19 protein-coding genes are annotated in these 18,055 nt (G+C 50.2%); 2 read left to right on the top strand and 17 right to left on the bottom strand.

Annotated features, from left to right (window positions below):
- Positions 1 to 432: 432 nt before the first annotated feature.
- The 14 genes from F454_RS16700 to F454_RS16290 all read right to left on the bottom strand — a co-directional run bounded on the left by F454_RS16700 (position 433) and on the right by F454_RS16290 (position 12,038).
- Positions 433 to 1,191 (bottom strand): PoNe immunity protein domain-containing protein, encoded by a 759-nt coding sequence (locus tag F454_RS16700; RefSeq protein ID WP_018969676.1) that lies wholly within the window; start codon positions 1,189 to 1,191, stop codon positions 433 to 435.
- A 180-nt stretch (positions 1,192 to 1,371) separates the two neighbouring features.
- Positions 1,372 to 2,340 carry a PQQ-binding-like beta-propeller repeat protein gene (locus F454_RS0105740; protein ID WP_018969678.1) on the bottom strand — a complete coding sequence of 323 codons (969 nt, stop codon included), beginning with the start codon at positions 2,338 to 2,340 and terminating at the stop codon, positions 1,372 to 1,374.
- Positions 2,340 to 2,573, bottom strand: a complete 234-nt coding sequence (locus F454_RS0105745; protein ID WP_240471542.1) for a hypothetical protein — start codon at positions 2,571 to 2,573, stop codon at positions 2,340 to 2,342. Before F454_RS0105745 ends, F454_RS0105740 begins: the two co-directional genes overlap by 1 nt.
- Before the next feature lie 93 nt (positions 2,574 to 2,666).
- Positions 2,667 to 3,872, bottom strand: a complete 1,206-nt coding sequence (locus F454_RS0105750; protein ID WP_018969680.1) for a glycosyltransferase — start codon at positions 3,870 to 3,872, stop codon at positions 2,667 to 2,669.
- Between the two features lie 172 nt (positions 3,873 to 4,044).
- On the bottom strand, positions 4,045 to 4,452 hold the full coding sequence (locus tag F454_RS0105760; protein ID WP_026292736.1) for a hypothetical protein: 408 nt from the start codon (positions 4,450 to 4,452) through the stop codon (positions 4,045 to 4,047).
- A 30-nt stretch (positions 4,453 to 4,482) separates the two neighbouring features.
- Positions 4,483 to 4,896 carry a hypothetical protein gene (locus F454_RS0105765; RefSeq protein ID WP_018969683.1) on the bottom strand — a complete coding sequence of 138 codons (414 nt, stop codon included), beginning with the start codon at positions 4,894 to 4,896 and terminating at the stop codon, positions 4,483 to 4,485.
- Positions 4,897 to 4,988: 92 nt separating this feature from the next.
- On the bottom strand, positions 4,989 to 5,399 hold the full coding sequence (locus F454_RS0105770) for a hypothetical protein (protein WP_018969684.1): 411 nt from the start codon (positions 5,397 to 5,399) through the stop codon (positions 4,989 to 4,991).
- Between the two features lie 84 nt (positions 5,400 to 5,483).
- A complete protein-coding gene (locus tag F454_RS0105775; RefSeq protein ID WP_018969685.1) occupies positions 5,484 to 5,894 on the bottom strand; it encodes a hypothetical protein in 411 nt (136 codons plus the stop codon).
- A gap of 120 nt (positions 5,895 to 6,014) precedes the next feature.
- Positions 6,015 to 6,425, bottom strand: a complete 411-nt coding sequence (locus F454_RS0105780; protein ID WP_156817159.1) for a hypothetical protein — start codon at positions 6,423 to 6,425, stop codon at positions 6,015 to 6,017.
- A gap of 33 nt (positions 6,426 to 6,458) precedes the next feature.
- On the bottom strand, positions 6,459 to 7,748 hold the full coding sequence (gene fucP / locus F454_RS0105785) for an L-fucose:H+ symporter permease (RefSeq protein ID WP_018969687.1): 1,290 nt from the start codon (positions 7,746 to 7,748) through the stop codon (positions 6,459 to 6,461).
- A gap of 83 nt (positions 7,749 to 7,831) precedes the next feature.
- Positions 7,832 to 9,478, bottom strand: coding sequence for a UxaA family hydrolase (locus F454_RS0105790; protein WP_018969688.1), 1,647 nt, complete (start codon positions 9,476 to 9,478; stop codon positions 7,832 to 7,834).
- Between the two features lie 75 nt (positions 9,479 to 9,553).
- A complete protein-coding gene (locus F454_RS0105795) occupies positions 9,554 to 10,405 on the bottom strand; it encodes a fumarylacetoacetate hydrolase family protein (RefSeq protein ID WP_018969689.1) in 852 nt (283 codons plus the stop codon).
- 43 nt (positions 10,406 to 10,448) lie between these two features.
- Complete coding sequence (locus F454_RS16285) at positions 10,449 to 11,198, bottom strand: SDR family NAD(P)-dependent oxidoreductase (RefSeq protein WP_018969690.1); 750 nt, start codon at positions 11,196 to 11,198, stop codon at positions 10,449 to 10,451.
- Between the two features lie 12 nt (positions 11,199 to 11,210).
- Positions 11,211 to 12,038, bottom strand: a complete 828-nt coding sequence (locus F454_RS16290) for an amidohydrolase family protein (protein WP_018969691.1) — start codon at positions 12,036 to 12,038, stop codon at positions 11,211 to 11,213.
- Positions 12,039 to 12,224: 186 nt separating this feature from the next.
- Here F454_RS16290 and F454_RS0105810 point away from each other — a divergent pair, with 186 nt between their 5' ends.
- A complete protein-coding gene (locus F454_RS0105810; protein WP_018969692.1) occupies positions 12,225 to 12,950 on the top strand; it encodes a FadR/GntR family transcriptional regulator in 726 nt (241 codons plus the stop codon).
- A 74-nt stretch (positions 12,951 to 13,024) separates the two neighbouring features.
- Here the strand turns inward: F454_RS0105810 and F454_RS0105815 are convergent, their stop codons facing one another.
- The 3 genes from F454_RS0105815 to F454_RS14345 are packed head-to-tail and all read right to left on the bottom strand — an operon-like array spanning position 13,025 to position 16,451.
- Positions 13,025 to 14,176, bottom strand: coding sequence for an alpha-hydroxy acid oxidase (locus F454_RS0105815; protein WP_018969693.1), 1,152 nt, complete (start codon positions 14,174 to 14,176; stop codon positions 13,025 to 13,027).
- 51 nt (positions 14,177 to 14,227) lie between these two features.
- A complete protein-coding gene (locus F454_RS0105820; protein ID WP_018969694.1) occupies positions 14,228 to 15,010 on the bottom strand; it encodes an L-fucose dehydrogenase in 783 nt (260 codons plus the stop codon).
- A 52-nt stretch (positions 15,011 to 15,062) separates the two neighbouring features.
- Positions 15,063 to 16,451 carry an ATP-binding cassette domain-containing protein gene (locus F454_RS14345; protein ID WP_205618995.1) on the bottom strand — a complete coding sequence of 463 codons (1,389 nt, stop codon included), beginning with the start codon at positions 16,449 to 16,451 and terminating at the stop codon, positions 15,063 to 15,065.
- Positions 16,452 to 16,704: 253 nt separating this feature from the next.
- Between F454_RS14345 and tig the strand changes: the two genes are divergently transcribed.
- Positions 16,705 to 18,042 (top strand): trigger factor, encoded by a 1,338-nt coding sequence (gene tig / locus F454_RS0105835; RefSeq protein WP_018969697.1) that lies wholly within the window; start codon positions 16,705 to 16,707, stop codon positions 18,040 to 18,042.
- Positions 18,043 to 18,055 lie beyond the last annotated feature (13 nt).

Here is an 18,055-nt window from a genome sequence, read left to right on the forward strand (position 1 = left end):
CTATCATCCACGCTCTAAACCTCTCAAGAGATTTGTCGTTTTGAGCTATCAAAGCCCTGAAATGCTCTCGATCTTTTTCTTGTGTTCTCATCTTCTAGGTTGTCTATAGTTGAAATTTACCATCTTCGCCAGTGATTTTGTAACCATTAGCCCCCACTTGATTGTACTTCGTTGATCCATCTGTACATGGCATTCGGGTGTGGCATTCGAGCCTGTCACCATATGCATACAAGCCACTCAGTAGAGCGGAGTCGATGCGAGAAAATGAGCTTCTACTTGGGTTTCAGGCTAACTATAGCTTTTAGTGTGGATCTACCCTCATTACTAGGCTGATAGAAATACCAGCCATATATTGTTTGAATAAGCTCATCTGAGTACTACCGAGCCTAGCACTATGTGCATGAAGCCTGTCCCCATGTGCACATAAACCAACTAGTGATTGGCGCGGTAGTAATCCACGAGATCCTTGGGGTAATACTTGTGATCTCGGTAGAAGGAATCATCTAGGCCAAGAATGCAGGTGACAGCGGCGGCTTCGTAGCACCAATAGCCGGAATAGCCTGGCCCTTTGTGGGTGCCATACCAACCAGCGCTGCGGTGCTCGCGCATCCATACAGGGCTGATGTATTGTTTGACGATTTTTTGTGCTTCCTCTGGCTCTGCGGTGAAAGCAGTTTTCAATGTTTGGCGGATTTTAGTGATGTGACTCTCCTGCATTTCAGGATCGTAGCCGCGGTCTTCGATGGCGGCAGCTAGGATGAAATTGAAGAGCTTATCTTCCACCTGATCAATTTCCAAGACCTTGGCGAACTTTTGGAATTCAGCTTCTGGAAGTCCTAGCATGAATGCGATCGAAAGCGTCCACAAGAGCTGATCGAATATGTCAATATTGTAGGTATGAATGTCAGGTTCTTTGCCTCGACCAAATTTATTGTGCCCACCAGCAAAGTACTGCTCCATCAGATCCAGCATCACCACCAAGTCCTCTTTAAACGGCTCCAAGTCTGCTCCACTGGAGTACTGAGCATTCATTTTCATGAATGAGTACTTCAGTAATGCTCTGGAGGCATTATTAACTTCACCTTGTTCTGCATCAGGCTTTATCAAACTCTCTTTGAATGTCTCAATAAACCAATCACACTCGGTAATAAATTTTTTAAAATGCTCTAGATCCTTCTCTTTAGTTCTCATCGTTGCGCTATTCTATAGTTGAATTTACCATCTTCGCCAGTGATTTTGTAACCATCAGCCCGCACTTTATTGTACTTCGTTGATCCATCTGTACATGGCATTCGGGTGTGGCATTCGAGCCTGTCACCATATGCATTGACATATGTATTCTTCACCATATGTATTATTGAAATATGAATACTATTCTAAAATATAGAGTAAATTTTCAAACTTACTTCTAAGGTACAACTTCCCCTGGTGGAATACTGGGGCATCGAAAATGTCATCACCTTCCAGAGGCTGCTGTTGTATAAAATCTAAGCTCTGGGTCTCAATATCAAAGCAGCCAAAGCAGGCATCTGAACCACGACCACTCACAAACCATAGCTTACCCTCGTGAATCGACTGAAGAGGAACCTCTGGTGAGACACCTTTGGGGAACATTCCGTCCACAGAGGTATTAGCGACAAACTCACCCGTGACTGGATTCAGAATTTGAAAATCCCTATCATTAAGACCGTAGTACATTCCTTGATGTAGGTTGTAGGCAACGCTGAATTCGGAAAGTCTATACTCCTTTTCCCATATCAATTCACCAGTGTTAGCGTCTAAGCCTTTTAGATTTTGAACTTCATTAACGCCCTTATTGGACCTAATGAAGAGTACATCGTCCATCACCTTAATATCAGCAAAAGAGAATCCCTTAGGCAACTGGTGATGGAACAACTCTTTCCCATGCTGGTCGTGAAGCCAGAATTCTGTGTCTATGAATCTAGGTGAGAGAAGAACTCTGTCTGAATACACTTGAGCAAAACGATCCCCTTCAACTCCCCACAGTACATTGTGATTTTGATCTATTATCACATACTTAAGAACATCCCTAGAGACACGCTTAAAGCACAAATATGTAAAATCAGTTAATCGATATAAGTTATCGTATCCGTCAGATCGAAATACTGGATGAATCTCAGAAGAACCGCTCTCAATTTCATAAAGTGTAGACTTCAAACTGAAATAAAGATTATTTTTGAAAGGGTAAATGCGACTCACCCCAGTTACCTCCCGCACTTGAAAATCGTCAACATAAACTATATCTTCGATACGCTTCACCAGAGCGTTTTCCAGCGATTTGAGTCCAGAGCAGCTGCTCACTTCATCGATTACTTTCATTATCTTTTAAATATATCATCAAATTTCACTTCCAAAACCATCTTCAAGTCAGCGGCAGATACATCTGATTTCTTTAGGAACTTCTCGGCCATATCATCGGTCACCGGTAACTCATCGATTTGTTGCATCATTGCATCCTTGAATGAAGTTCCAGCTTTCCCAGTAGGATTTTTGGCAGGCTCGAAAATCCACTTGATCTGGTCAAGACTATTTACCTGATCCAAGTCTTTCATAAACTGTGCCTGAAAATTCTGGCATTCGAGCCTGTCACCATATGCATACATCGGTTTCCGGAGCCGAGGATCCAGGTTCGATTCCTGGTGGGACTACCACGCAGCCGCGGGGAAGCGATTGATATAATCTAGCCATTGTTGGCAGATTGCCTCAGCTGAGAAACCATCGGCTAGCTGGCGCTTCGCTTGCTTGAGCGATGCCTGACTAGGTTGTGATTGTTGGACCCCGAGCATTGAAGCTCCAAGCGCGCTGGGGCAGTGTGAGTCTAAGCTGATGTGATGGTCGCTGTATGGCTCAATGAGTCCCACCGGTGTCGAGAGCACCGGAACTTCCGCCATCATCGCCTCTAGAGCTGGCAAACCAAAGCCTTCTGCCGCTGAGGTGACTACCACGGCGCAAGACTTTCCAAAGACGCCGGGGATGTGCTGCGACTCGACCGGGCCAATGTAGTTCACATCCAGCCCAGCGCGCGTCATTTCAGCGATTTTTGTGAGGATTTTTTGGCGGTAGGAAGCGTATCCTTGCGTCCCGGCAATCACGAGAGGCAGCGCCTGATCAGCGAGTTGGCAGTACACGGCGTAGCCATCGAGCAAGAGGTCGAGGTTCTTGCGTTTTTCCAGTTTAGAAAGACATAGAAACATCCGGGGCTCTCGGTCCGTCGATGGAGCGTAATGTTCCACCATGTTGTGGATGGTGGTGATGCTCTGCGGTGGCTGATAGATACTCAAGATATCACGCTGTACCGCATCGGAGACGCAGACGATTCCAGCTGAAAAACGCATGATCAGCGCGTACTGCATCAAGGCGACTTGGTGGCTCTGACTCTCCGAGGAATGATACAAATCGGCCCCAAACTCGGTGAAAACACGATCAATGTGGATCGACTGAAACATCTGCTCGATGGCACCTTTGATGTCTTTACTCCGGACCTTAAAACGCTCGGAAAACTCATCGAGACTGGGCATCCAATGCGGGTTCAGGAGCATCCAGCTATCGTGCACCATATTGATGGTGGGTGTGTTGCCCTTGGGGATCCACGAGGTGTTGGGATTGATGAAAAGATCGATCTGGTTTTCGTGGAAAAAGTGGCTGAGGCGCGTGCTACCCTCACGGCTGTGAGACATCTCATGCAGCACCGTGAGCTTCGGATTGCTGGAGCGGGCCTCAGTCTCCTTCGACACCAGTAGCTCCACTTGATGCTCGCCCGCAAGTCTAGGCGCCAGCCTCTTTGCGAGAGTCTCTGCTACTCGCCCCACCCCTGAGTTGGGTTCTCTGCGCACATCAATTGCAATTCTCATAAATAGAAACAGCCTTAGCCAAGCCTAACAATCATGACAGCATGCTCGCGAAAGTTCCAGAAAAAATCATACACTCCAGCCCCTCTACCAGGATTGGTAGCTCACCTAAGCCAAAAAGCCTCAGCTGTGAATACAGCGGAGGCTTTCGAGTGATTGTTGATGCATCAGGGGATTAGCGCTCAGACTTTTCTCCCTTTTTGGAGTCGAGGTATTCCTTATCGAAGCCACCAATGTAACGGACGACGTAGCCTTCGAAGCTATCGTTGCCTTTGGTAAACTCGCTGAGCGGCTGGTAGACGATCATGAACTGGATGTGCATGTCGTCGCCTTTGGAGAGGTAGCGGGTGCGGCTGATCTTCTTCTCATTGTAGTGAATCGTGACCTTCTTCTTTTCGAAAGGCACGGTGACCTCTTTACCGGTTTTATTGACGACCATCACCACCTGCTGTTTGCGGCGGTCAATTTCTTTGATCTTGCCGTTGACGGAGACTTCGCCCGGCTTGAGTGAAGCTGAGGCGAATTGGCTGCCGCCAATCATTGTGAATACGGCGACGAGAATGCTGAAGTATCGGTTCATCATGGTATGGGGCGTAATGAATAGGTAAGAGTCTTATTTTTTAGAGCTTTGTTGATTTTCGAGGCGTTTGAGGTGAAACGCTTTGTCGACGGCGCCTACATAGCGCACCACATAGCCACTATAGTCAGTATTCTCTTCATCAAATTCACTGATCGGTTGGTAGATCAAAACAATCTGATGCAGCATGGTGTCGCGTTTTGCGAGATAGTCCTCCGAACTGAGGGTTTCTTCGTTGAAGCGTAGCGTCGGGCCCGTTGGCTTATCAAATTTGAAGGTGAGTTCTTTTTTAACTTTGTTGGAGTAGAAGCTCAACTCTTTGGCATCAGCGTCATAGCTTACTAACTTTCCTTGAAGCACGACTTCGCCTGGCTGGCGGGATGCTTCAGAAACTGACGCGCTCATGACGAACGCGATACCGGCAATCGTTGGAATAATCTTATTTTGCATAATCGAGGGGTGAATCAATGAGCCTAGATCATAGCCAATAGAAAGTACTCCCAACAAGCTGAAATTCTCAAAAGCTTCTGGGCAGATGATCTTTAACGCTTGGATGGCTCTCGCTGCGTTAGCTCGTCATGGAATTCTTTATCCATTCCTGAGAGTAAGCGAGCGACATAACCTTTCATTTCTACATTCTTTTTATCGTAGTCCTTGAGAGGCTGGTAGACGACCAAGGCCTGACGGTAGAGCTCGTCTTCCTTCGATTCATACTTACGAATACTAGCCTTTTTGTGGTTGAAGAGAATGATTGGACCTTTGCGGGTCTCAAATGCAATCGTGACTTCAGCTTTACGCTTGTTGCAGTAGAAGGTAACCTCCTTCTTTTTCTTATCGAAATCGACAAGTTTTCCAATCAGGCGAATTTCCCCCGGCTTGAGTGACGCGGAGGCGGTGCCGCAGAGGAAAAGGCAGCTCAGAGCTACCAGCATGGCTTTGAATAAATGTTGCATGGTTATTAGAGTGGCTTGGGTTGGGCAGTGACTGAAACACCCACATCATCAGTGAGGCACTTCAGAGAGTGTGTAGAGATCCAATTAGCGCTTCGACTTCTCTGGCTTGGTGAGTTTATCGTGAAACTCTTTGTCTCGACCACCAAGGGTTCGAACCACATAGCCTTTCATGTCGACGTTGGTTTTGTCGTACTCGCTGAGCGGCTGGTAGACGACAATCGCTTCGAAAAGCATCTTGTCCTGCTTCGACTGGTAACGCTTGATGCTATACTCTTTGATGTTGTAGGTGATGTGTGGCCCCTTGCGGGTCTCGAAGGCAAAGGTGAGCTCCCTGTCGAGCTTCTCGACATAGAAGGTCAGTTCTTTGGCTTTGCGGTCATAGTCGACAAGCTTTCCTTTGAGGAGGATTTCACCTGGTTTGAGTGAGGCTGAGGCAACGCCAGTGCTCAAGAGAAGACCTAGCGAGATCATCAATACTTTGAATAATTGGTTCATTGGTTTTGGATAGTTTGGGTTGAATAGGTGAATAATGCTGCAGATTGTAGGATATTTTCGTAACGCGCAAGCACAAGTATCCCTTAGAATACGAAAGGTCTACCTAATGGTTAACGCACGCTAGCGTTCCGATTTATCAGTTTGTGTCTTGTACGCGTGAAATTCTTCATCGCATGCGCCAATCATACGCACCACATAGCCGACCATGTCCACATTGGTTTTGTCGTACTCATTGAGTGGTTGGTAGACAAGCACGGCCTCGTGGTACATCTCATCTTGTTTTGACTGGTAGCGACGGATGCTTATTTTTTTCTCATTGAAAAGAATAAGCGGCCCCTTGCGACCCTCAAATTTGAAGACGAGATCTTTGCCGTGCTTGGCAGTGTGAAACACAATTTCCTTCTTCTTTTTGTCGAACTCGACAAGCTTGCCACGCAGGAGAATCTCACCTGGCTTCAGAGAAGCAGATGCCATGCCTGATGTGAACAGAAGCCCTAGAGCCACCACGATCATTCTTAATATACGATTCATTTGTATATCTGTGTAGTTTTTAGGGCCTGAGATCTAGCTAGCCTGTAGCCTAGGCTTGCGGCAGAGGAAGCCATAAATGGCAATCACCACAAAGCAAATAAACGGTAGGTAGAAGGAAACGTTTACCCCGCTTGAATCAATAATCGCGCCTTGTAGCGGCGGCATGAGACAGCCACCACCAATTGCCATGATCAAGCCGGCGGAGCCAAGCTTCGCATCTTCTTTCAGACCTTCCAGCGCGATACCGTAGATTGTGGGGAACATCAACGCCATGCAGCCAGATGTAGCCACCAAGCAATAGATGCCAGCGCGTCCTTCGAGGTAGATGGTTCCTAGAATGGTCGCCATGCCGCCGAGCGCAAGCACGGTGAGCAGCTTGCCAGGGGTGAAGAATTTGAGAAGGAAGGTACACACAAAGCGTGATGTGAGGAAAAGACACATCGCAGCAATGTTGAAGTTCTGAGAAAGCGACTCTGCTTCTTGCTCAGCCATGCCCTCAGCCATGAACACCTCTGTGCCATAGTGGATGATGAAGGTCCAACACATGATCTGCGCACCCACATAGAAGGCCTGAGCAACCACGCCGCCTATCCAACGCATATTCTTGAACAAGCGCCCAAAGGTAGCTCCCAATTGCAAACCACCAGACTTATCGCGTTGGTGAACAGGCAGCTTCACAATAGCGAAGACGACGAGCACCACTAGCACCACAATACCGAGAGTCACATACGGTGCTCGAAGGATCGCAAGATCCGACTGCACGATCGCTTCAATCTCAGCTTCAGGAAGGGCAGCACGCTCTTCTTGGGTACGGCTGTCAATTTTGCTCATGATGAAGGTCTTTGCCACGAACATGCCGGTGAGCGCCCCCATTGGGTTGAATGCCTGTGCTAAGTTGAGACGGCGAGTGGCGGTCTCGTCTTCGCCCATGGACATAATGTATGGGTTCGCAGATGTCTCGAGGAAGGATAGTCCGCAAGTCATGATGAAGAAACACGCAAGGAATGGCGCGAAGCTCAGAGTGATACTCGCCGGGATGAACAACAAGCACCCAACAGCGTATAAAGTAAGGCCAGTAAGTATGCCCGCTCTGTAGGAAAAACGGGTGATGAAAATCGCTGCTGGCAAAGCCATGAAACAATACCCACCATAGAAGGCTGCTTGCACCAGCGATCCTTCAAAGGCGCTCATGTCGAGAATCTTAGAAAAGACCTTCACCATCGGGTTCGTGATGTCGTTCGCAAAGCCCCACAGCGCGAAGAGCGTGGTGACAAGGATGAAGGGGATCAAGTACTCTTTAGGTACAACGGGCTTTTTAGTCATAAGTATGGTTTGGTTTTAGGTAGGTGAATGTTAGATAACCAAGTGTGAGGAGCTTGGCAATTTCGATTTTCAAATCGTGGGATTTAGAGGGAAACGCCACGTCGCCACGGGATGAAGTCGTCTTGCCCGAGTCCGACAGCCTTGGTGGTGTGATTGCCACTGGCCACTTCGAGGATCATCTCTAAGAGTCTGTTACCAGCCTCTTGGATACTTTCTTTCCCTTCGATCACAGTACCAGCATTGTAATCGATCAGGTCTGGGTGGCGCTCAGCGGTGGTGGTATTGGATGCCACCTTGATCACGGGACAAATCGGGTTGCCCGTAGGGGTCCCCAGCCCGGTAGAAAAGAGGATCACATTGCAGCCTGAGCCAGTCATGGCCGTGGTAGATTCCACATCATTGCCTGGAGTGCACACGAGGCTGAGGCCATCGCGGCGCAATGGTTCGGTGTAGTCGAGCACATCCACGACAGGAGCAGTGCCGCCCTTCTTCGCCGCCCCAGCGGATTTAATCGCATCAGTAATCAAGCCGTCAGTAATGTTACCTGGGCTCGGGTTCATCGAGAACCCTGAGCCGATCGCTTCTGCTCGGGCGTTGTAGTCTTCCATGATCTGGATAAAACGCTTGGCCTCCACCTGCGTCTGACAACGACGAATCAAGTCAGCCTCAACACCACAGAGCTCTGGGAACTCTGAGAGAACAGCGCGGCCATTCAGCATGCTGAGCACGTCAGTGACATGGCCAATCGCTGGATTCGCTGAAATTCCAGAAAAGCCATCGGAGCCGCCACATTCCATGCCCACGGAAAGCTTGGTGATCGGAGCCTCTTCACGCGTTTGTCGATTCACCTGGGTGAGTCCCGCAAAGATCTGGCGCATGGCATCCTCGAGCAGCACCTCCTCCGATGGGTACGCTTGTTGCTCGAACACCTGAAGCGGACGATTGAATGATGGACAACGCTTCTGCATTTCCTCTTTGAGAATGGATACCTGAGCGTGCTGACAACCAAGAGAAAGCACCGTGACTCCAGCCACATTCGGGTGCGTGGCGTAGCCGGCTAGCAAGCGGCAGAGTGAGTCGGAATCGCCACGATCCGAACCACAGCCCATGGAATGCGCGAGAAACTTGATGCCATCGACATTCGGGAAAAGTCGCTGCGCAAGTACAGATTCCTCTGACTCAAAGCTCACTTCAGCCAGTGCTTGCCCCGCTGCTTCAGCAGCAGCCAAGCGCTCAGCAAAATCTTCATACTTCTCAGACTTGCCGTAGCCCAGTGGCTTCAGCAAAGCATTCTGGAGCATGCGAAGGTTGCGGTTCTCACAAAAAACCATCGGGATCACCAACCAATAGTTGGCAGTACCAACCGATCCGTCCTCACGGTGAAAGCCCTGGAAGGTGCGTCCTTCAAAGGCGCTCACATCTGGCTTGGTGCTCCATTCAAAACTCCCCTCTTCGTAGAGGTCGATCCCGAATGGGTCAGCGGCATGGTGTAGATTGTGCGTGTGCAGCAAGGTCCCCGCAGGCACGTCTTCTGATACAGTGCCCACAAGCACACCGTACATAGTGACTTTGTCACCCGCCTTCAGATCCTGGATCGGAAATTTGTGCTTTGCATTGACCTCCGTACGGAGCGCGATGCTTTGGCCACCGTGCTGTACAGTATCGCCGGCTGCGAGGTCAGTGAGCGCCACGAGCACATTGTCCCTTGGGTCGAGTTGGAGAGTAGTCATAGGAAATGAGGGGAGCAATGCGCCCCCGATTTGGTGTTGTTGATCATGATTGGGCGCTGAGCCCGCGGTGAGCGATTAGCGCTCCTTTGACGCTACTTGCTTCTGAGTACCGAGCTTATCGATGCCAAGCTCAACCACATCACCTTCCTTGAGGTAGCGTGGTGGGTCAAAGCCGAGTCCAACACCGGCTGGAGTTCCCGTAGAAATAACATCGCCTGGAAGCAAGGTCATGAACTCTGAAAGGTAGGAAATCACGTGCTGAACATTGAAGATAAAGTCCGCCGTGGTGCTGTCTTGAAGCTTCTCACCATTGACACTCAACCAAAGCTTGAGCTCGTTTGGATCTGGCACTTCGTCAGTCGTCGCCACGTAAGGACCAAATGGTGCGTAGGTGTCTGCAGACTTCCCCTTCACCCATTGGCCACCCATCTCGATCTGCCATGCACGCTCAGAATAATCGTTATGTACAGCGTAGCCAGCCACGTAGTCCAAGGCATCTTCCTCGGAAACATACTTCGCTTTCTTACCGATCACGACAGCAAGCTCTACCTCCCAGTCAGTCTTCTCCGACTTGCGTGGGATCACGATGGTGTCGTTCGGGCCAGACCACGCGGACGTGGACTTAAAGAAGACCACGGGCTCACTTGGTGGCTCCATGCCAGATTCCTTGGCGTGCAGCGCGTAGTTGAGCCCAATGCATACGATCTTTGAAGGGCGAGCAATCGCAGGAGCAAGTGTCACTGATGACGCCTCCACTGACGGAAGTTCATTGCTAGCGACGAATGCCTTGAGGCGCTCGAGACCGTCATTTTCGAAGAACCCTTCATTCCAATCTTCGCCGAAGCTGGAGCAATCAAGGATCGTGTTGTCGTCTGCAAAGACCCCAGGGGTGACTTTGTCGTTTTGGATGAATCGTGTGAGTTTCATTTAGTAAGTAATCAGTAAGAAGTTAAAAGTAAGAATTGGCAGCTTAGCGCAACAGCGTGACTCCACCGTCGATGTCGTAGGCGGATCCAGTGATAAAGGATGCTTTGTCGGAACACAAGAAGGCGGCTAGCTCGGCCACCTCATCAGGTGTGCCCATGCGGCCAATGGGTTGGTACTCGCTGAGTGTTTGCTTCACCTGTGGACGCTCTTCTTCGGAGTAATTCTTCTCGAGGAAGCCCTCTACAAAAGGCGTGAGAACACGGGCTGGGCAGATGCAGTTGCAGCGGATGCCTTTGTCAACATAGTCGCGCGCCACTGACATGGTCATTGAATAAGCGGCACCTTTGGACATCGAGTAGGCAAAGCGATCGAGAATGCCGATCTTGCTCGCGATGGAGGCCAGGTTGAGGATCGCACCGCCACCCTGTTGCAGCATTTTGGGTACAGCGAAGTGACAGCAATGGTAAACACCCTTCACATTGACACCGTATACTTTATCGAGCTCCTCAGGACCACAAACCTCCACGTTGCCCACGGCGGCAATGCCAGCATTGTTCACCAAGATATCGACGCGCTCAAGTTGTTCGAAAGCAGCCTCTACAGAATCCGTAGATGACACGTCACACTGGATCACCTCAGCAGTGCCTCCAGCCTTACGAATCATCTCGGCAGTTTGTTCACCAGCTTCGGTGTTGAAGTCAAGAATCGCTAGGTGATTGCCCTCTTCGGCAAGTTTCAAGGCGATGGCCTGGCCAATTCCGGAACCAGCGCCAGTTACTACAGCAGTTTTCATATCAATGCGTATTTATTGAGTTAATCGGTAAATCTTTGTGGCAGTCTCAGTGTGAATTGCCTCTTGTTCATCTATACTGAGTGAGGAACTAAACTCCGTCACACAATCTTTCCACTTTTTGTAGGAGCTCGCCATCAAGCTCACTGGCCAGTCGGACCCAAACATCAGGCGCTGCGGACCAAAGGACTCGAGCAAGACCTCCAGGTATCGGCGCATCAGCGTCTCGTCCCAACTCGCATCACGCACCTCTGTCACGAGGCCAGAAATTTTACAAACAAGATGCTCGCGCTTCGCCAGGTCGCGGATCCCCGCTTCCCAAGCGTCGGGAAAGGATGCCGCACGAATTTCAGGCTTTGCGCCATGATCGAGGACAAATTGCTGCTCTGGATGCCGATCAATGAATGCCGTTGCCACGTCCAATTGATTCTGGAAAATCAAGACATCGTAGACCAAACCCTTCTCACCAAGAGCACGCACTCCACGGTCAAAGTCTGGATTGCTTAAATATTCTTCATCAGCGGCGCCTTGAGTGATCTCGCGCACCCCCACAAAGCGGGGATCACCTGCATAAGCAGCGAGCTGCTCTGACACATCAGCCGCCTTCAGATCGGCCCAACCAACCACACCCTTGATTTTGCTGCTCTGATCCGCCTGCTGCAAAAGAAAATCATTCTCTTCAAGACAACAGCGCGCCTGCACGGCCACCGCTCCATCGACTTGATTCTCCTCCAATAACGTGTCCAATTCAGGAGCTAGAAAGCTTCGACGCACATGCTCAGCTTCAATCCAGGAAAATTCTTCTTCGGTGTAATTCCAGAGATGGTGGTGACTATCTATCATGGTAGCGCCCAAAGCTGTATTACAGAATGACCTTGGTCAATCCAATTTCTGAAAATTCCTGCCCCCCTAGGCTTAGGCTGTTAGCCGAGCATACTGGTCACCAGAATAGCAAAAGCCATGCATTTCCCGTCAGAGTCACAAGCGCTGCTTGTACAGACATTCAGTATAGGGTATTGAAAGGTATCTATGAGCAAAGCAGGAAGACCATCGATCACAAGCCAGTCTCCACAAAGCGAAGGGGTGGAATCCGCTTTGGAGCGAAAGATCCTCTCGGGTGAGCTTGAAGAAGGCCAGAAACTCCCCTCAGAAGGGAAGCTTTGCGATGAGTTCGGCGTCAGCCGCACCGCCCTGCGCGAAGCTCTGCGTGAGTTACGTGGCCGCGGACTCATCGAGACCATCAATGGCAGTGGTAGCTATGTGGCCAGCGGCAACCTCGAAATGGTCTCCAAGGCTGTCGCAGCATACTCAAGTTTGGTATCCGATGAAAAAGCCTCCAACGACTTGATCGAATTCCGCATCCTCATCGAGGGAGCCGCTCTCAACAGACTAGCTCACAGCAAGCGCAACAAAGCGACGCGTATCGAAAGACTTAACGAGTTGATCGGCAAAATGCGCATCACATCCAACGATCTAGAATTTGGTGAGTTGGACTCACAGTTTCACATTCAAATCCTCGAGTCCTGCAACAATGCCTTCATCAGCATGATTGGCAAAGCACTCTACTCACATTACCAAAAGCATATCGGCTTGGCCCACATGGCAGCCACCGAGGGAATGCGCGTCGACACCATCGAAGAGCACGAAGCGATCATCACCGCCCTCATCAATAGTGATGGAAAGGCTGCTCAGACAGCCCTTGAGAATCACCTCACTGCTGCAGCCGAGCGCTCCGAAATCATGGGACTCGACTGAGCCAACCTCATAGAACAAAAAAGCCCGAAGCCTCCGAGGAAGCTTGGGCTAATAAAATTTGGCTAGCGCTTGATTTACTGCTCGATCAAGTGCTGAGGGAAATCAGACACCTTCTCGCATGCTACCTGCTCCATGACCTGCTGCAACTGACGCTTGAGCATGGTGAAGGTGTGGTGACCACCTTTCTTACCAAGTGCTCCCACGCCATACATTGGCGTGCGCCCAAGGAATGTGAAGTCAGCACCTGAGGCCAAGGCATTAGCGACATCCGGACCAGAGCGCAGACCGGAATCCATCATCAGCTTAATCTTGCCTTTGAATTCCTTTGAAAGATCGTGCAACGGCTTGATTGTAGACTGGCCTGAGTCGAGCTGGCGGCCACCATGGTTGGATACCCAGAGTCCATCGAGACCCTGCGCAATCGCAGCTTCAGCGTCCTCAGGGTTCACGATCCCTTTGATCACAATATTGCCTTTCCAGCGGTCACGGATCGGTTGAATCCTTGCCTCATTGAGGCGACCTGAGAACGTCTTATTCATGAAAAGCCCGAGGTGCTTCATGTTCAATCCCTTCGGAATGTACGGTTTCATCGTCTGAAACTCAGGAGCCCCCGCCGCAAGCTGACTGAATGACCAAGTAGGATGCGTGCACATCTGGTAGACGTTTCGCAAGGTCATGCGCGGTGGGATCGAGAGACCATTCTTAATCTCCTTTGGGCGGTAGGCAAAGGTTGGCGTATCCGCCAAGATCACGAGAGTGCGGCAGCCCGCAGCCCATGCGCGATCAAGTAACTTATCGCGGAGTTCTGGTTCAGCTGGATGGTATAGCTGGAACCAGAATTTACCTTCAGTAATTTCAGAGATTTTCTCAATGCTTGCCGTTCCCACCGTTGAGAGCACGAATGGCAGGTTGTGATCTTTACATGCCTGCGCAAGAATCTCACAGCAATGTGGCCACATCAGCCCCTGCAACCCCACTGGTGCCATGCCGAATGGCGAATCGTAAGTTTCGCCAAAGAGCTCGGTCTCCTGACTCGCCCCGTTGTAATCTCTGAGGTAATAAGGCTTAAGCTGCACCTCACGCACCTCGCGCGTGTTGCGGTCTAGGTTTACTTCAGAGAAGCAACCACCATCTAGGTAATCAAATGCGAACCCAGGCATACGCTTCTTTGCCTGCGCGCGCAACGCCTCCACGGATGGAAAGCGAGAATCAAAATAATCATTCATGAGTGAATTGTTGTGTCGTGTGATTAAAAATACGTTGAACCATCTGCAGCACTATTCCTTCTCGACCGCCCCGTAGGACCGATCGAAGTGCACGTAACCACCATCCGGATACATGATTTGTCCGGTGGTGTGGCTGGATCGCTCAGATGCTAAAAAGACCACCATGTTGGCAATTTCACTCGCACTCGTCATGCGCTGACCAAATGGCACGCGCGCCTCGATCTGCTGCAGTGTGCCCTCTGGATCCTCCAAGGTATTGAGCCAGTTTTGGTATAGCGGCGTCATGACCTCGGCTGGAACGACGGTGTTCACACGAATGCCGTCCTTGGCAAGAGATAGCGCCCACTCACGAGTCAAGGCATTCATTGCACCCTTTGATGCTGCGTAGCCAGATGTATCACCCTGCCCCGTATCTGCCACCTTCGATGAAACATTAATAATGAAACCCTTCGATGCCTTCAACGCCTCCAAGGCGTAATGCGTCAGCGCAAACACATGAAAGATGTTCTTCTGCAGCGAGCCCATGAAGTCGCTAGGACTATGACCAAGTGACACCCCATCGTTCACGCCCGCATTGTGTACGATTCCATCAATGCGACCAAACTGCGCCAATGTCTGCTCGATCGCTTGCTTGCACGCTTCCTCAGAGGAAAGTTCGGCCTCAATCACCGCGCCTCTCCCACATTGCTTGATCAGCTCTTCACCAACAGCTGGCGAGCGCCCAACAATGACCGGGATCGCCCCTTCCGCTGCAAAGGCTTCCACGCAGCCAGCTCCAATTCCCTTGGAACCGCCAGTCACGATCACCACTTTGTCGTTCAGATTGAGATTCATTTGTAATACAGGTTTGTTATTGAGTGAGTAAAAGCAAGCAAATTATCCAGATTCAAAGCGCTGAGCTTGGGTAATTTCCTTTGTTCACCACATACGCTGGATCACCTTCAGATCGTTCACCATTCCGCACCTCAAAACGAAGTTCGTGTGTCAGAAAATCGACCTGATCCTCGTCCTCATGAGAGATATAGATCACCTGAGCGATACCGCGTTGGACGATGGTACGCATCAATTGAATCACAATCGCACGGTTCACAGGATCGAGCCCCTGACACGGCTCGTCTAAAATGAGCAACTGCGGCCGCTTGATCAACGCACGCGCAATCAAAAGCATCCGTTGCTGCCCAAACGAAAGCTGGTGGAAATTTTTCATCCGCAGATGGTCGAGCTTCAAAAACTCCAACCATTGTTGTGTGATTTCTCGCTGCTCGGCACTCACTGGGCGATAGACCCCAATCGTATCAAAGAAACCAGAGAGAACCACGGTTTCAGCGGTCACCGTCACCCGGTACTGCTGGTGGAGCGCTGTCGACATGATTCCAATGTGATGCTTAACCTCCCAGATCGACTCCCCCGTGCCTCGGCGGCGACCAAACAAATACAATTCATTCGAATAACATTGCGGGTGATCACCAGAAATAACGCTAACCAAGGTGGACTTCCCACAACCATTAGGGCCCGAAACGCGCCACTGCTCGCCCGGGAAGATCTCCCAATCAAGATGCTTGAGAATCGGCTTCTGATGGTAACCCACCGTCACCGCACGCAGGTCGACCATCGCCTTGCCCTCCTCAGCTTGGTATGGGTGCTCCATCGGCAAGGCCTTGGGCAGCGCGGCAGAAGTTGCCCCCCCCGCAAACAATTGCTCCACCGCAGGGTCGCTAAGCGCTTCGCTTTTTCTACCCATGAATACAAGCTTCCAAGCTTCAATACACAGAACGTGGGTGATGCGTTCAGAAATCTGTGAAAGCCGATGAGTGATCAACAAGGTAGGTGTCTGCTCGGCTGCGCGATCGATGCACTCTTGAAGCTGCCGAATGGATCCGCGATCCACGCCATCATAGGGCTCATCCAAAATCAAGACATCTGGCTTCTGACCCAGCGCACGCGCCAGCATCAAACGCCGACGCTCGCCCGTGGAAAGCAAACGAAACCCAGTATCAATGCAATCCTGCAAACCCAGCGACTCAATGAACTCCTCCACTGCCACTCCCTCGGCTAAATGCTCTTCGATCAGCTCGCGCATGGTACGCCCAGGATCCATCTGATCGATCCACTCGCTATCATCCTCATAAATCTCACGTTCCAGCAAGGCCTGCTCTTCCTCGAATGAGACAATCTGCACATTGAGATCCTCGTGCTCCTCTTTCAGCCGCTTGGCAAACACCGACTTCCCAGAGCCATTGCCACCCACCAAGGCCCAGTGGGCTTCAGATGCCATCAATTCATTAAATGACCACTCAATACTCATGAAATAACAACCCGAAACTCAAAGGGATCTACCGATTCTACAAGGCCAATCGTGCACCCACAGCAAATAATTCGATGACATCCACCTCATAAGGAACTCAAAATAAGAAAAATCCAATTTTTTCGGCTTTGACCTTCTGAAATTTCTTGCCTACCTTCCCCCACCCCGCGCTGGTGCGCATAATATTGCACCGACACCAGCCAACTATTTCATCCATTCTGTCATGAATATCACAGTAGAAAAATCAAGCTGCGCAGCTACCCTCAACGTAGAAGTTCCAGCCGACAAGGTAGCTTCTGAGCGCCAAAACATCGTTAAGTCATACGTAGGTCAAGCCAACATCCCAGGCTTCCGTAAAGGTAAAGCTCCTGTGAAGGTGATCGAAAAGCGCTTTGAAAACGAAATCAAAGAAGAGCTCACGAACCGTCTTGTACAAGAAGGTTGCCAAGAAGCAATCAAGCAAGAAGAGCTCAAAGTCCTCAACATCAATGCTCCTGAAGCAGCTGAACTCAATGATGACGGCACATTCACTTTCAACACTTCAGCAATCCTAGCTCCAGAGTTCGAACTCCCTGAATACATGGGACTCGAAATCGAAGTTCCTTCTTCCGAGGTCACTGACGAGGACGTCGACAACTCACTCACTGAGTTGCAGCAACGCTTTGCTGACTTCAAGGACGTGGAAGACCGCGGCCTCGAAGACGAAGACTTCGCAGTCGTTGACTTCACCGCAAGCATCGACGGCAAGCCAGTCGCTGAAGCGATCGGCAAGCCAGCTGGATTCCTCGACGGCCGTGAAGGCCACTGGGTAAAGATTGAAGAAGATTCATTCCTTCCAAACTTCGGCCCACAACTCAAAGACCTCAAGGTTGGCGACGAAAAAGAAGTCACCGTCACAATCGGTGAAGACTTCCCACTTTCCGAAGTCCGCGGCAAAGACGTGAGCTTCGCTGTCACAGTAAAGGAAATCAAACTCCAGGAACTTCCAGAGCTCGACGACGAGTTCGCAGGCAAGCTTCTACCAGAAAAAGGCATCGAAGAACTCAAGGAAGTCATCCGTGAGCAACTCCAACAAGAGAAGCAGCGCGCTGCTGAAGACGCCAAGGTAAACCAGATCGTCGAACAACTCAACCAAGCGGTTGACTTCGACCTTCCTGAAGAACTCGTTGCTGCTGAAACTCAGGGCAACATCCAGAGCATGGCACAACGCGCGATGCAGCAAGGCATGACTCCTGATGTCCTTGAGTCACAAAAGGAAGAACTTGAAGAGTCCGCGGCTCAGCAAGCCAAGACCAACCTCAAGACAAACTTCCTCCTCCAGGAAATCGCTTTCAAAGAAGAAATTAAAGCGGAAGACCAAGACGTACTTCAACGCATTTACCAGATGGCTCAGCAGGAGAACAAAGCTCCTAAGAAGTACATCAAAGAACTTCAGAAGGCGAACGCCATCCAGAATGTGAGAAATTCGGTACTTATCGGTAAGACTATTGACTTTTTGGTAGAGAACGCAAAGGTTAGTGGTACAACTGAAAATGTTACCGAAGAAAACGCAGATGCTTAATACCGACAACTCA

It is taken from the genome of Rubritalea marina DSM 17716 (genome assembly GCF_000378105.1).
In the GTDB taxonomy this organism is placed as follows: domain Bacteria; phylum Verrucomicrobiota; class Verrucomicrobiia; order Verrucomicrobiales; family Akkermansiaceae; genus Rubritalea; species Rubritalea marina.

What these genes read in the sequence shown, in the direction of transcription:
- F454_RS16700 (WP_018969676.1), bottom strand. Translation starts at nt 1,191, where the DNA reads ATGAGAACTAAAGAGAAGGATCTAGAGCATTTTAAAAAATTTATTACC.
- F454_RS0105815 (WP_018969693.1), bottom strand. Translation starts at nt 14,176, where the DNA reads ATGAATGATTATTTTGATTCTCGCTTTCCATCCGTGGAGGCGTTGCGC.
- F454_RS16285 (WP_018969690.1), bottom strand. Translation starts at nt 11,198, where the DNA reads ATGAAAACTGCTGTAGTAACTGGCGCTGGTTCCGGAATTGGCCAGGCC.
- F454_RS0105820 (WP_018969694.1), bottom strand. Translation starts at nt 15,010, where the DNA reads ATGAATCTCAATCTGAACGACAAAGTGGTGATCGTGACTGGCGGTTCC.
- F454_RS0105745 (WP_240471542.1), bottom strand. Translation starts at nt 2,573, where the DNA reads ATGAAAGACTTGGATCAGGTAAATAGTCTTGACCAGATCAAGTGGATT.
- F454_RS14345 (WP_205618995.1), bottom strand. Translation starts at nt 16,451, where the DNA reads ATGGCATCTGAAGCCCACTGGGCCTTGGTGGGTGGCAATGGCTCTGGG.
- F454_RS0105740 (WP_018969678.1), bottom strand. Translation starts at nt 2,340, where the DNA reads ATGAAAGTAATCGATGAAGTGAGCAGCTGCTCTGGACTCAAATCGCTG.
- F454_RS0105780 (WP_156817159.1), bottom strand. Translation starts at nt 6,425, where the DNA reads ATGAATCGTATATTAAGAATGATCGTGGTGGCTCTAGGGCTTCTGTTC.
- F454_RS0105795 (WP_018969689.1), bottom strand. Translation starts at nt 10,405, where the DNA reads ATGAAACTCACACGATTCATCCAAAACGACAAAGTCACCCCTGGGGTC.
- F454_RS0105775 (WP_018969685.1), bottom strand. Translation starts at nt 5,894, where the DNA reads ATGAACCAATTATTCAAAGTATTGATGATCTCGCTAGGTCTTCTCTTG.
- tig (WP_018969697.1), top strand. Translation starts at nt 16,705, where the DNA reads ATGAATATCACAGTAGAAAAATCAAGCTGCGCAGCTACCCTCAACGTA.
- F454_RS0105790 (WP_018969688.1), bottom strand. Translation starts at nt 9,478, where the DNA reads ATGACTACTCTCCAACTCGACCCAAGGGACAATGTGCTCGTGGCGCTC.
- F454_RS0105750 (WP_018969680.1), bottom strand. Translation starts at nt 3,872, where the DNA reads ATGAGAATTGCAATTGATGTGCGCAGAGAACCCAACTCAGGGGTGGGG.
- F454_RS0105810 (WP_018969692.1), top strand. Translation starts at nt 12,225, where the DNA reads ATGAGCAAAGCAGGAAGACCATCGATCACAAGCCAGTCTCCACAAAGC.
- fucP (WP_018969687.1), bottom strand. Translation starts at nt 7,748, where the DNA reads ATGACTAAAAAGCCCGTTGTACCTAAAGAGTACTTGATCCCCTTCATC.
- F454_RS0105770 (WP_018969684.1), bottom strand. Translation starts at nt 5,399, where the DNA reads ATGCAACATTTATTCAAAGCCATGCTGGTAGCTCTGAGCTGCCTTTTC.
- F454_RS0105765 (WP_018969683.1), bottom strand. Translation starts at nt 4,896, where the DNA reads ATGCAAAATAAGATTATTCCAACGATTGCCGGTATCGCGTTCGTCATG.
- F454_RS0105760 (WP_026292736.1), bottom strand. Translation starts at nt 4,452, where the DNA reads ATGATGAACCGATACTTCAGCATTCTCGTCGCCGTATTCACAATGATT.
- F454_RS16290 (WP_018969691.1), bottom strand. Translation starts at nt 12,038, where the DNA reads ATGATAGATAGTCACCACCATCTCTGGAATTACACCGAAGAAGAATTT.